At 62.1% G+C, this 12,118-nt stretch carries 13 protein-coding genes and 1 pseudogene; 10 read left to right on the forward strand and 4 right to left on the reverse strand.

Features of this window, described 5'->3' with window-relative positions:
- The first annotated feature begins 121 nt into the window (after positions 1–121).
- From AWB75_RS17365 to AWB75_RS17375, 3 genes are all read left to right on the forward strand, one after another.
- Positions 122–1,003, forward strand: coding sequence for a hypothetical protein (locus AWB75_RS17365; protein ID WP_061125323.1), 882 nt, complete (start codon positions 122–124; stop codon positions 1,001–1,003).
- 38 nt (positions 1,004–1,041) lie between these two features.
- Positions 1,042–1,845, forward strand: a complete 804-nt coding sequence (locus AWB75_RS17370) for a gamma-glutamylcyclotransferase family protein (protein WP_061125363.1) — start codon at positions 1,042–1,044, stop codon at positions 1,843–1,845.
- Positions 1,846–1,965: 120 nt separating this feature from the next.
- A complete protein-coding gene (locus AWB75_RS17375) occupies positions 1,966–3,177 on the forward strand; it encodes a M24 family metallopeptidase (protein WP_061125324.1) in 1,212 nt (403 codons plus the stop codon).
- A gap of 250 nt (positions 3,178–3,427) precedes the next feature.
- Here the strand turns inward: AWB75_RS17375 and AWB75_RS17380 are convergent, their stop codons facing one another.
- Positions 3,428–4,402 (reverse strand): helix-turn-helix domain-containing protein, encoded by a 975-nt coding sequence (locus tag AWB75_RS17380; RefSeq protein ID WP_061125325.1) that lies wholly within the window; start codon positions 4,400–4,402, stop codon positions 3,428–3,430.
- Positions 4,403–4,495: 93 nt separating this feature from the next.
- Between AWB75_RS17380 and AWB75_RS17385 the strand changes: the two genes are divergently transcribed.
- From AWB75_RS17385 to AWB75_RS38550, 4 genes and pseudogenes are all read left to right on the forward strand, one after another.
- Complete coding sequence (locus tag AWB75_RS17385; protein ID WP_061125364.1) at positions 4,496–5,740, forward strand: DUF1479 domain-containing protein; 1,245 nt, start codon at positions 4,496–4,498, stop codon at positions 5,738–5,740.
- A 45-nt stretch (positions 5,741–5,785) separates the two neighbouring features.
- Complete coding sequence (locus AWB75_RS38545; protein WP_235012144.1) at positions 5,786–6,310, forward strand: hypothetical protein; 525 nt, start codon at positions 5,786–5,788, stop codon at positions 6,308–6,310.
- Positions 6,213–6,416, forward strand: coding sequence for a cold-shock protein (locus tag AWB75_RS17400; RefSeq protein ID WP_061125326.1), 204 nt, complete (start codon positions 6,213–6,215; stop codon positions 6,414–6,416). Before AWB75_RS38545 ends, AWB75_RS17400 begins: the two co-directional genes overlap by 98 nt.
- 200 nt (positions 6,417–6,616) lie before the next feature.
- Positions 6,617–6,760: pseudogene (locus AWB75_RS38550) on the forward strand (methyltransferase); the annotation flags it as partial.
- 258 nt (positions 6,761–7,018) lie between these two features.
- Here the strand turns inward: AWB75_RS38550 and AWB75_RS17415 are convergent.
- Positions 7,019–7,486, reverse strand: a complete 468-nt coding sequence (locus tag AWB75_RS17415) for a hypothetical protein (RefSeq protein WP_087086667.1) — start codon at positions 7,484–7,486, stop codon at positions 7,019–7,021.
- Between the two features lie 24 nt (positions 7,487–7,510).
- Positions 7,511–8,062: a hypothetical protein gene (locus AWB75_RS38120; RefSeq protein ID WP_200822994.1), complete on the reverse strand. Its 552-nt coding sequence runs from the start codon at positions 8,060–8,062 to the stop codon at positions 7,511–7,513.
- Between the two features lie 797 nt (positions 8,063–8,859).
- Here AWB75_RS38120 and AWB75_RS38555 point away from each other — a divergent pair.
- From AWB75_RS38555 to dctA, 3 genes are all read left to right on the forward strand, one after another.
- Positions 8,860–9,009: a type 2 periplasmic-binding domain-containing protein gene (locus AWB75_RS38555; RefSeq protein WP_235012143.1), complete on the forward strand. Its 150-nt coding sequence runs from the start codon at positions 8,860–8,862 to the stop codon at positions 9,007–9,009.
- A gap of 79 nt (positions 9,010–9,088) precedes the next feature.
- A complete protein-coding gene (locus tag AWB75_RS17430; protein WP_061125330.1) occupies positions 9,089–10,021 on the forward strand; it encodes a LysR family transcriptional regulator in 933 nt (310 codons plus the stop codon).
- On the forward strand, positions 10,018–11,319 hold the full coding sequence (dctA, locus tag AWB75_RS17435) for a C4-dicarboxylate transporter DctA (protein ID WP_061125331.1): 1,302 nt from the start codon (positions 10,018–10,020) through the stop codon (positions 11,317–11,319). The genes AWB75_RS17430 and dctA overlap by 4 nt, the downstream gene beginning before the upstream one ends.
- A gap of 15 nt (positions 11,320–11,334) precedes the next feature.
- On the opposite strand, the gene AWB75_RS17440 is transcribed toward dctA, so the two are convergent.
- The gene (locus AWB75_RS17440; protein WP_061125332.1) at positions 11,335–12,117 is read right to left on the reverse strand and encodes a substrate-binding domain-containing protein; all 783 of its coding nucleotides are present in this window, start codon (positions 12,115–12,117) and stop codon (positions 11,335–11,337) included.
- Position 12,118: the final 1 nt, after the last annotated feature.

The raw sequence follows: 12,118 nt of genomic DNA on the forward strand, positions 1-12,118 counted from the left end.
CGATCTGGCGTGCCGCACGCCGCCTCGATCCGATTTCGGCCACGCGCCCGCGCAAGTACAATGGCCGGTGAACGCGCGCGCATCGGCGCACTCCCTGCAAGGCAACGGAGACGGAGACACCATGACGGTTCCGGCGAACAACCTCTACGAGCGCTGGCAGGAGCAGATCCAGCAGGATTTGATGGCGCGCGTGAAGGCGCATCAGCAGGAAGTGCTCAAGGCGAGGGCGCTTCAGGCCCAGCCCGGCGCATCCAGGCCGCTCATTCTGCTCGGCGACGGCGATTCCTGGTTCGACTATCCGCTGCCGGACCCGCTTCACGCCACGGACGTGCTGGAGGCGCTGAAGACCACCGGCACGCCCGCGCCGCTGATCCTCAAGCTCGCGCACTACAGCGACGCGACCACGACGCTCCTCGGCGTGACCAAACGCAACCGCCTCATCGCGCAGTTGCGGGATGCGGCCAATGGCCCCATCGACGGCTTGCTTTTTTCCGGCGGCGGCAACGACGTGGTCGGCGACCAGTTCCGTTTCTGGCTCAACGATGCAAGCGCGGCCCGCAACGATCCCGCGCGCGGCATCGACTTGCAGCGCCTCGGCTATATCTTCGGCGTGGTCGAGAGCGCCTATCTCGACCTGATCCGCATTCGCGACCAATTCGCGCCGCATGCGACGATCTTCGTACATGCGTATGACTTTGCGATTCCTTCCGGCACCGGAGCCTGCCATCTCGCGGGGCCGTGGCTGCGTCCATCGCTCGTCGATCGTGGCTGGCCCGACCTTGCGCCCGGCAGTCTGATCGTGAAGACGATTCTCGTCCACTTCCACGCCATGTTGCAGCGGCTCGCGAGCGACCCGGCCAACGACATGGTGCTGGTCCAGACGCAGGGCACGCTAGCGCCCGAGGAATGGGCCAACGAGCTGCATCCGACCGGCGCCGGCTTCGCGAAGATCGGCGCGCGCTTCAGGAGCGCGCTTGCCGTGCGGTTTCCGGGGCGCATATGAGCAAGTCAATAAACGTCGGATACCTGACGAAGTTATCGATGCCAACGCTTCGAGGATTCATCCTGACGCTGTCGCTCGTCGGCACCGCGGCGCACGCGCAGACCGCCGACTTCTGGGGCACGCGTCTTCCCGATCAGCCGACGCAGTTCATCTTCGGCTACGGCTCGCTCATCAACACGCCATCGCGCAACGCCACGGTTGCCAAGCCCGTTGCGGCCATTCCGGTGCGCGTCTCGGCGGCCTTCGGCTATGTGCGAAGCTGGAGCGACCGCGCGCGCTCGGGCTTCACCGCGCTCGGCCTGCGACGTCCGTTCGACGGCGAAGGACCGATGACGATCAATGGCGTGATCTATCCCGTTGCCGGCAACGACATGTCCGCGTTCGATGAGCGCGAGAAGGGATACGTGCGCGTCGAGGTGCCGCGCGCGCTGATCGAGGCCGTGTCGTGGCAGCAGTTGCCGGCGCAGGGAACGGTCTGGGTCTATGTGCCGAAGGCGGACGGCGAGGCGCCCGGCGAAGGGCTTCCGGCGGCGGACGCCAGGTTTCCGCTCGTCGAGTCGTATATCGATGTCGTGATCGAGGGCGGGCTCGAATACGGTCCGGAATTCGCGCGCGAGATCATCGAGACCACACGCGACTGGAGTCCTTACTGGCTCAATGACCGCACGCTCGCACGCCGGCCGTGGGTGTTCGACAAGCAGTTCGCGGCGGTCGATGCCTTGCTATCGCGCTCCGCGCCCTGTTTCGCGCAACGGGCGTTCTCGGAGGACTATGCCGCCGCGAGCGCCGCCATCGCGAAACGCAAAGGCGATGCGTGTCTTCGCGAGGCGCGCGGCCGTTAGATCACGTTAACCCTCGATGTCGAAAACGGCGGCGTTCAGTGTCGAATCCGGAAACGTTCCAAAGCCTGAGGCTCCTTAACATTCGCTCACATCACCCGAATCTTCAAAGGAGAAGAGCGCATGAAAATGGAGAACCTCATCCGGATCGAGAACGGCGACAAGGCCACGCACACGTTCTCCGACGCCGAGTATGCGAACCGTCACGGCAAGCTGCGCGAGATGATGGCGCGCGAGAACATCGACGCGGTGCTCTTCACTTCGTATCACAACATCAACTACTACGCCGACTTCCTGTATTGCTCGTTCGGGCGCAAGTACGGACTCGTGGTGACGCCGGGGAAGGTCGTGTCGATTTCGGCGAACATCGATGGCGGTCAGCCTTGGCGGCGCACCGTCGGTGACTATAACGTCGTCTATACGGACTGGCAGCGCGACAACTTCTTCCGCGGGGTGCAAGGGGAGATCGAGAACAGAGGCCGCGTGGGCCTGGAGTTCGATCAGCTTCCCGTTGAAACGCTTTCGAAGCTGAAGGCCGCGTTGCCGTCCGTCGAATTCGTCGATATCAGCGTGCCGACCATGCGCATGCGGATGATCAAGTCGGCCGAAGAGATCGACGTCATCACGCACGGCGCGAATGTGTGCGACGTGGGCGGCGCGGCGCTCGCGGCGGCGGTGCATGAAGGCGTGCCCGAGCACGAAGTTGCGCTCGCATCGACGCAGGCGATGGTGCGCGAGATCGCGCGGCGGTTTCCCGATTCGGAACTGATGGACACCTGGACATGGTTCCAGTCCGGCATCAACACGGATGGCGCGCATAACCCCGTCACGACGCGCAGGGTACGGAAGGGCGACATCCTCAGCCTGAACTGCTTCTCGATGATCGCCGGGTACTACACCGCGCTCGAACGCACGATGTTCTTCGATCACTGTTCAGACGCGCATCTTCGCCTGTGGAAAATCAACGTCGAAGTGCATGAAGCGGGGTTGAAACTCATCGAACCGGGTGCGCGTTGCTGCGATATCGCCAGCGAGCTCAACAAGATCTATGCGGAATATGGCGTCCTGCAATACCGCACATTCGGTTACGGCCACTCGTTCGGCGTGCTCTCGCATTACTACGGGCGCGAAGCGGGGCTCGAACTGCGCGAGGACATCGAGACAGTGCTCGAACCCGGCATGGTCGTATCGATGGAGCCGATGATCATGCTGCCGCAAGGCCTGCCCGGGGCGGGTGGCTATCGTGAGCATGACATTCTCGTCGTCGGTGAAAAGGGCGCGACGAATATCACCGGTTTTCCGTATGGGCCGGAGCGCAATATCATCGGTGCGTGAGTTGCGTCTGCGGGTGGACGCTCTTGGTGGGGGCGGCGGGCGTTTCGTTCCGTTCCCCCTCACACATCCGCCGCAGTCGACACCCGCTGCACCTTGCCTTCCTCCATCCGGATGACCTTGTCCGCAGCCTTGAAACACCGGTCGTCATGACTCAATGGCGATGATCGTCTGGAAGGCGTCGCCGCATTTCGGGAGAAACGAGCCGCGGATTTCGGAGTGCATCGCGCACAGTCGACGTGAGTGATGCAGGCTAAACAGCACCCGCTCCGACATTGCGCCGCCCGGCGACTTTCCGCTTCTGCTGCAGCGACGGAGGCCGCTCGGTCAGGCTCGTCGCCGTGTCCTTGTCCGCGCTGCCAGCCACCCGGAACTGCCGCCGATACTCGGCCGGCGTCGCCTGCTTCGCCGCCTTGAACTGCCGGTTGAAATTCGCGACATTCGCAAAACCCGAGCGCGCAGCGATGACGGAAACGGGCAGGGACGTGTCACCCAGCATCCGGCACGCATGCCCGATGCGAACCCGGGCGATATAGCGTCCGACGCTCTCGCCGATATGCTGCACGAAGTAACGCGTCAGCGTGCGTTCCGACAGGCTGGCGGCTGCACAAAGCTCCGAGATCCGCAACGGTTCGGCAAAGCGGGCATCGATCATCGACAGGACGCGGTTGATCCGCTCGGGCTCGTGACCGGACGGGCCTGTGTTCGTCTGATTGAAGGCGCTCGGCGAGGCGAGCGGATGGCCGGGCGCGTCGCCGAGCGTGCACAGAATGTCGAGCGCCGCGCTCAGGCGTTCGCGCGGCGCGTTCGAGAGCAGGAGCTCCAGGCGGCCGCGCATCCATTCTCCGGCAGGCGGCTCGAAAGCGAGTCCGCACGCGGCACGGCGCAGGAGCTTGCGAATCGGCTCGTATTCGCGGCAGCAGTCCGCCATGCGTCGCGCCCACTCGCCGTCGAACCAGATGACGATGGCGACTTGTGGCAGCGAGGAATCGATCGACCGGTTCGATGACCACGTATGCGGCAGATCCGGCGGCACGAGAACGAGATCCTCGGCCTGATAGTCGTTGACCGAGTCGCCGATGTAGCGCTTGCCGTGGCTGTTCATCGTCAGCGTCAACTCGTACTCCGGATGGTGATGCCATTCGAACGGAATACGCGAAAGCCGCCGATGGTAAACCCGGACCGAGCAGTCGTCGCCGAACTCGACATGTTCGTACGCTGGTTTCATGGCCGAAAGCGCAAATGAATTGCCTGAATAGTATCACCGTGGGACGCGTCGACGTCATATGCTTTTCGCATGGAAATTCACATGGAGACGATCATGGCGCTGAAAATCGATGACTTGCCGAGCGCGATCCGACAGGCAAAAAAAGAACTGCGCGCCGCGCTGCCGAATTACCGCGAGGTCTTCGCCGAGGTCGAAAAGGCAATTGGCAAGGAAGCGAAGCGGATCGCCGCGCAGCGTGATCGGGGAGAGAACGTCATCCCCGAGATCCAGTTTGCCGACATCACCGAACGACGCGTCAGCGCCGACGAGATCGCGCTCGTCAAATCGCGCGGCGCATGCGTGATCCGCAATGTCTTTCCTCGCGCGCAGGTGCGCGACTGGGACGAGGAGATCGCGCACTACGTCGAGCGGAATCATCTCGACAAGCGGCTCGAAAACCGCGCCGAAGACAAATACTTCGGACAACTGGCATCGAGCAAGCCGCAGATTTATGGCGTGTACTGGTCGAAGCCGCAAGTGCTGGCGCGTCAGTCCGAGTCGCTGACCGCCGCGCGCGTCTTCCTCAACCAGCTCTGGCGCAGCGAAAGCGAAGGACGCGTCCACTTCGATCCGGAGCGCGTGCCCGTCTATGCCGACCGTCTGCGTCGCCGGCCGCCCGGTTCGGCGTCGCTCGGCCTCTCGGCGCATTGCGATGGCGGCTCGGTCGAGCGATGGATCGAAAGCAATTTCCGCAAGGTGTATCGCCATGTGTTCTCCGGCGACTGGCGCGAGTACGATGCGTTCGACGCTGCGTTCCGGCCCGATGTGGAAGAGATCGCATCGCCCGCCGTCTGCTCGATGTTCCGCACGTTTCAGGGCTGGACCGCATTGACGCCGCAAGGCCCGGGCGACGGCACGCTGCAACTCGTGCCCATCGCCGATTCGATGGTGTATATCCTGCTGCGCGCCCTTCAGGACGATGTCGCCGACGACGACCTGTGCGGCGCCATGCCCGGCCGCGCGCTCTCGATCAAGCCGGAATTTCATGCGCCGCTGTTCGAGGCGTTGTCGTCCATCCCGAAGATGGAAGCGGGCGACACCGTGTTCTGGCACAGCGACGTCATCCATGCGGTCGAGGACGAGCACAAGGGTGCGGGCTACAGCAACGTGATGTACATCGCTTCCGCGCCCGCGTGCGCCAAGAATGACGCATATCTGAAGCGTCAGTTGCCGAGCTTCCTGAAGGGCGAAAGCCCGCCTGACTTCCCGGCGGATCATTTCGAAGTCGATTTCACCGGCCGTGCCACGGTCGACGATCTGACGCCGCTCGGCCGGACTCAACTCGGGCTCGACCTGTAATCGAGACTTTTCACCCACAAGCAGAAAGCGCTCACGTCGCCGCAGATGGTGCAGGTCTTCGAGGAATACGCGTTCCCGCTCAAAGCCGCGGCACTGCAATTTGTCCTCGGCCACCCTGCCATCCCGACGAACATTCCGGGCGTGCGCACAGTCGCCCAACTCGATGACAACCTTCAGACCTTTCGGACGGTGATACCGGCGCAATCCTGGGTCGAGCCGAAGCGCTGTGAGCTGATTCGTGAACTTCTTGCCGTCGACGGAACGCGGGCTTCGATGATCGTCGCTCCATTCCCGGCCGATCATCACGACAGAATCGCCGAAGATCATCCCGGCGTGGACGAATGCGGTACGGCACGTCCGACGCAATCGCGGAAATCGCGACAGTTGCCGAAACGATGCCTTCAGGCCAATATGGAGTTGGCGACCGCAAGGGGCGGCCGCTTTCAACCAATTCACGAAGGTAACGTTCATCATGGCAACTGGCACGGTCAAGTGGTTCAACGACGCAAAGGGATTCGGGTTCATCACGCCGGACGCCGGCGGAGACGATCTTTTCGCGCACTTCTCTGAAATCCGTTCAGATGGCTTCAAAACCCTGGCGGAAGGGCAGAAGGTGACTTACGACGAAAAAATGGGGCCCAAGGGCAAACAGGCGTCGAATATCAAGCCGGCTTGATGCAGCGGGCGCCGCGGGCGCAGGGAAAGCATTCGGCGCGCTTTTCGTTCCAGACGCCTCAGGCGCGCCGCGCGGCAGTGGGCGCGTAGCCCGCCGTCCACTGCCGCGCGGCTGGCGCCGATGGCGGCGCCGAGTCTGTCGGCCAGCGGCGTCATGACCTCCCGAAACTTCTTTCCGGGCGATCGTGTTGCCCGCATAGATTGCACGCAGGCCAGTTCCGCGGCTTCGACGCGCATGAGCGATTCGACCGTGTGTTGACGTTTCGAAACATCCATAACTGGATCAAGGACGGGCAACTCGATGCGAACCTGCGCGCGTTCTACGGCGCGTTGAAGCATGGCGGTTGCGGCCGAAGTCCCCGATGCGCGCAGCCACGCGGGGCGGCAGGTCGGGCAGCGACATCGCCTGCGATATCGACGCGATCACCGCAAGCGCGGCTCGGCGATGAACGTGCCGAGCGGCACGCCGATGACCGTCGCGAGCGAGAACCATGCGCCCTGCTGATGCGAATGCACGCTGCCGGATGCGGACAGTTCGCGCCTTTTCGCGGACCCAAATCCGTTGCAAAAGGAGCGGTCTTTTGCAACGATATGCCACCACTTCTACAAAATATCGTGCTTGTATGGGCGCATATCGACTACCACGACCTCCTTGCACGTTAGCCGAATATCGAGGCCGACATTTGGCGTAAGGTCCAGTTGAATTAGTTCACCGGGCATTTCCGTAAGTGTCATTTCCATGATCGTCGCCTCTTCAATCATGCCATTTACGTCAATATCCGATGTTCGAATGTCTAGGAAATCAAGCACGGCGATGTAATCGGGGCGATCCGAAACGGGCGGTGCACCATAGCGGTTGTGAAGCACTTCCAGCCGAAGGTCGAGCAATTCGCGCATGCGATTTCCCGTTAAGGGTAGGCCATTAGCATCTACGTGCGTTTGTCGAATTCTCCGCAGACAGAATGAACGTACGGCGGAGTCGTGGAAAGACGAATATCCGCCTAGAACGGCTTTGATCCATTCGGCGCCTTTTGCATGATGCCAACCCCATGTCTTGTTTGCGTTGCTCATGACAGCCCTCTATTTGGCGCGAGTCTAATTAAAATTGATCGGCGACATTGGAAGATGCGTGTTGTCCCGCACGCCGCCAGAAATATTATGTCCGTGCGGATCACCGTGGCTTCCATGATATTGAGCCGAGAGATTGCCGTTTGAATCGAAGTAATCAACATCTTGGCCATTGGGGTTAATGGCAAAACCTCCCGGCTCATTCCCCGTCATACGAACACCCCGCGCCGCTGGTTCCGTTACATCATCGTCGAAAGCATCCGGCTGATACTCGAACGGCTGCGCGTCCCCGAGCAACGAACCGCCATCGCTGCCGTCAGCATTGCCAAAGCTTTTCAGCATCGAATTGCCGCCGTCATCGCCGCGCGGACTCGCACCGCCAAGCACGGCCCCGGCGACCGTTTCAGCCGCGCCGAGACAGTCGAAACCGCTTTCGCCATCAACGCCGCCGGAACGAGCGCCCGCGCTCGCCGTGGCGGCAATTTTGGCCGCAACTCGTGCGGGCACATATGGAGTGTCACCGAAAAAGAACCCCTCCGCATCGAGCGGCAGGTACTGGCCGTTGCGGAGCCCGTACACGGTCGGCTTTGGATCGGGCGCTCGCTTCGGCCAGCTTTGCGGCGCGTATTGTCGGGCGACCCGCCGACTACCCCGCCAAGCGCGGCTGATGGCAGGGACGAGTTGACCATCGCGTACCGCATCGCGGAGGATGAATGCCGCATACGCATCGCGAAATCTCTACGGGAGCGCGCCGTGCGGCGATCGATGGAAACCCGAAATAACCGGTCGAAGTCTTGGCGGTCTTGATCGATTTGTTCTTCGCGCTGCTTGCGTGCCTTCTGCCGCTCGTCATAAGAGAGCTTCCAGCCGCGATCAACGTCCGGCATGTCGCGGATCGGGACGAGCGAACATTGCCAGTCGCTCGTTAACGGTAAGTACAGCGCGTTATACGAACGCCCCCATTCTGGAAACGACATGTCACCTCCGTTTTTAACAGGAGTACAAATCGTAACCGGGTGAACATGTATATTTCGAGCCGAATCTCAATAAGAAGGAGGGCGGCGCGATCACTTGCCAAGAACGTGCTTCGCCCATGCTTCCATCAGCGGAACGGCGCTGTTCCAGTAAATCGGTTCTGAAAATGCCGGATTGGGTCGGAACATTATAGACCTCGACGGACGAGAAATGACCTTAACTTACTGAATATAAATAGTTTCTTCGGATTGCCCCGGAATCGTGAGGAACGTTAATTGGCGGACGCCGCTCGAAGTCGAACTGCCATCGACGGCCGTGGCAAGCGCGGTCGAACCGCTCATCGCCCTGGCCGAGCAGGGATTGGGATTGACCAACGGCCCGATTTCGCGGTACGCACGCAATTGGCCGATGGCTCGCTCGCGACCGTCTTGCGCGATGACCTGAACGACCGCATTCCGTTTCGCGCGCAATGGCCCTCGGGACGCATGACGCCGCCGAAGGTACGCGCGTTCGTGGATTTTATGAGCGAGCATCTCTTTCCTGCGGAGTGACGTCGCTGTTTCTGCCGATGGTGCCTGAGGCATTCTTGCGCGCATCGTGCAAAATAGCCGCATTTACGGGGGATGGCTCGTGGGCGTCAACTTCGACCTGAACGATTTGCAGGCGTTTCGAGCGGTGGTGGAACTGGGGAGTTTCCGTAAGGCCGCCGAGGCGGTCAGCATTTCCCAACCCGCCTTGAGCCGCCGCATCGAGAAGCTCGAAGAGGCCCTTGGCGTGCGGCTTTTCGAGCGAACGACCCGAAGTGTCACGCTCACGACGGTGGGGCGCGTTTTCGCTCCGAGCGCCGAACAACTCCTCGACGACCTCGACGTCGCGCTGCTCGGCATACGCGACGTTTCCACGAGTCGTCTGGGCCATGTGACGATCGCATGCGTGCCATCGGTTGCGTATTATTTCCTGCCGAACGTCGTTGCGACTTATCACAGCCGCTATCCACGGATCCGGGTCAAGCTGCTCGACTCGGGTGCGAATGAAGTGCTCGGCGCGGTGATCAGCGGAGAAGCCGATTTCGGCGTCAGTTTCATGGGCAGTCAGGAGCCCGAGGTCGAATTCAAGATTCTCCTTCAGGAGCGGTTCGTCGCGGCCTGCCGCCGCGATCATCCCCTTGCCCGGAAAAAGCGCGTGTCATGGAGCGAGCTCTATGAGCATGATTACGTCTCCGTGGACAAGACGTCGGGAAACCGGCTGCTGCTCGATCAGGCGCTGACCGCCGTGTCTCCGAAGCAACCGAGCGTTTGCGAGACTCGCCATGTCACGACCCTGCTTGGGCTGATCGAAGCGGGGCTGGGTGTCGCCGCCGTGCCTTCGATGGCCATGCCCGCCCACGATCATCCGATCCTCACAGGCGTGCCGCTCGTCGATCCGGTCGTGACCCGGCGCGTTGGAATCGTCAGGCGCCGGGGGCGTCCGCTCACGCCGGCGGCGCAGCAGTTCTACCAGACGATCCTCGACACGAAGCACACCGCCGTTGCGGGCGCCAAGACAGCGAAGGCATCGAAATGAAGTGGGCGATGTCGGTCAGGCTGCTTTATGTGCAGGTCTTGCTTGGAATGGCGCTCGGAATGACAGTCGGCCACTTCTGGCCGCAAGCCGGTGCATCGCTCAAACTGCTCAGCGATGCGTTCGTTGGCCTGGTCCGCATGATGATCGCCCCGATCGTGTTTTGCACGATCGTCGGCGGCATCACCTCGCTGGCGAGCGGCTCGAAGATAGGGCAGGCCATTCTGAAGGCGCTGGCGTTGTTCTACTTCCTCACCATCGCCGCGCTCGTTCTGGGACTTGCCGCCGCGTTCGTGCTTCGTCCAGGCGCGGGATTGCATATCGACGCGCGGCATCTCGATACCACGTTTCTCGCACAGTACGCGACGCATACGCAGCCTCGCGGACTCGTCGAATTCGTGTTGCATACGATTCCTGAAACGCTCGTCGGCGCCTTCGAGAAAGGGGAGGTGCTGCCGGTGCTGCTGCTCGCGCTTCTGTTCGGCTTTGCATTGAACGCCAGCCGAAGCGCCGGGCGTCCGGTACAGGAATTGATCAACGGCTTCGCGAACGTGCTGTTCCGAATCCTCGCGATGATCATGCGGCTCGCGCCTCTCGGCGCATTCGGTGCGATGGCCTTCACGGTCGGACGGTTCGGCATCCACTCGATCGGCTCGCTTGGCATGCTGATAGTGACGTTCTACGCGGCGTGCGCGGCGTTCGTCGTGTTCGTGCTCGGTCCGCTCGCGCGGCTGCACGGCTTCTCGCTCTGGCGGCTGTTGCGCTATATCCGCGAGGAACTCGTCATCGTGCTTGCGACATCGTCGACGGAACCGGTCCTGCCACGCCTGATCGTCAAGCTCGAAGCGCTCGGCTGCGACAAGGGACTCGTCGGGCTCGTACTGCCCGCCGGTTATTCGTTCAACCTCGACGGCACCGCGATCTATCTCACGCTCGCATCGATGTTCATCGCACAGGCCTGCGACGTGCCGTTGTCGGCTTCCCAGATCGCGACCATGCTCGCGGTGATGCTGCTCACATCGAAGGGCGCGGCGGGCGTATCGGGCAGCGGACTGGTCGCGCTCGTCGCGACGCTGTCCGTCATTCCCGACCTGCCGCTTTCGGGCGTCGCGCTCCTGGTCGGCATCGATCGCTTCATGTCCGAGGCCCGCGCCATGACGAGCGTGATCAGCAATGCCTGCGCGGTGATCTTCGTGTCGATATGGGAGCGTTCATGCGACAGGGCGCGTCTGTCGAGCGCATTGCGCGCCGGGCCACGCGCCGGCGAATCGTTCGATCGGCCCGCGGACTTGCCGGGCTGAATCGTCGTGCCGCGCTCAGTGTGTCGTCACGGAATCGAGGCCCGTCGACGTCACGACCGGCTGGACTTCGGGCGACGCGAGATAGTCGAGCAACGCCTTCGCTTCGTTCGGATGCCGCGCGCCGACGGGAATGCCGGCGGCATAACGTGTGACCGATTGCATCGATTCCGGAATCTTGCCGACGAACGCGGCGCCCTTCACCGGAAGAAGTTCGCTGACTTGCTGAAATCCCACTTCGTAGTCGCCGTTGGCGACGACCGACGCCACGGGAATCTTCGGGATCATTTTCGCTTTGGCCTTCACCTGGTCCTCGATGCCGAGCCGCTTGAACAACTCACGCTCGATATAGACGCCGCTCGCGCTGTCCGAGTAGGCGATCGATTTCGCGTGCAGCAGCGTTTGCTTCAGCCCATCGACCGAAGCGACATCGGGTTTCGGCGCGCCGTCGCGCACGACCGCGCCGATGCGCGAGTCCGCGAGTTCGACGCGCGATCCGGGCACGACCTTGCCTTCCTTGATGAGCGCGTCGAGCGCGTAGCCGACCATGATGACCACATCGGCGGGCTCGCCGCGTTCGAGCCGGTTCGGGATGGCTTCCGGCGATTTGCCCATCGACGGTCCCAATGCGGTATCGAGCGTGTTGCCCGTCGCCGCCGCGAACCTGGGACCGAGCACTTTATAGGCTGCGGTGAATCCGCCCGAACTCATGACGTGCAGTTCAGCCGCTTGCACGCTCGCGCAAGCAATCGTGGCGGGAAGCAGCGCGGCGATACAGAACTTGAGAAGAATGGCTTTCATC

The organism is Caballeronia catudaia, assembly GCF_001544755.2.
In the GTDB taxonomy this organism is placed as follows: domain Bacteria; phylum Pseudomonadota; class Gammaproteobacteria; order Burkholderiales; family Burkholderiaceae; genus Caballeronia; species Caballeronia catudaia.

Coding starts and splice junctions, on each gene's coding strand:
- AWB75_RS17370 (WP_061125363.1), top strand. CDS start 1,042: ATGCCAACGCTTCGAGGATTCATCCTGACGCTGTCGCTCGTCGGCACC.
- AWB75_RS17365 (WP_061125323.1), top strand. CDS start 122: ATGACGGTTCCGGCGAACAACCTCTACGAGCGCTGGCAGGAGCAGATC.
- AWB75_RS17400 (WP_061125326.1), top strand. CDS start 6,213: ATGGCAACTGGCACGGTCAAGTGGTTCAACGACGCAAAGGGATTCGGG.
- AWB75_RS17440 (WP_061125332.1), bottom strand. CDS start 12,117: ATGAAAGCCATTCTTCTCAAGTTCTGTATCGCCGCGCTGCTTCCCGCC.
- AWB75_RS38545 (WP_235012144.1), top strand. CDS start 5,786: ATGGTGCAGGTCTTCGAGGAATACGCGTTCCCGCTCAAAGCCGCGGCA.
- AWB75_RS17385 (WP_061125364.1), top strand. CDS start 4,496: ATGGCGCTGAAAATCGATGACTTGCCGAGCGCGATCCGACAGGCAAAA.
- AWB75_RS17375 (WP_061125324.1), top strand. CDS start 1,966: ATGAAAATGGAGAACCTCATCCGGATCGAGAACGGCGACAAGGCCACG.
- dctA (WP_061125331.1), top strand. CDS start 10,018: ATGAAGTGGGCGATGTCGGTCAGGCTGCTTTATGTGCAGGTCTTGCTT.
- AWB75_RS17415 (WP_087086667.1), bottom strand. CDS start 7,486: ATGAGCAACGCAAACAAGACATGGGGTTGGCATCATGCAAAAGGCGCC.
- AWB75_RS17380 (WP_061125325.1), bottom strand. CDS start 4,402: ATGAAACCAGCGTACGAACATGTCGAGTTCGGCGACGACTGCTCGGTC.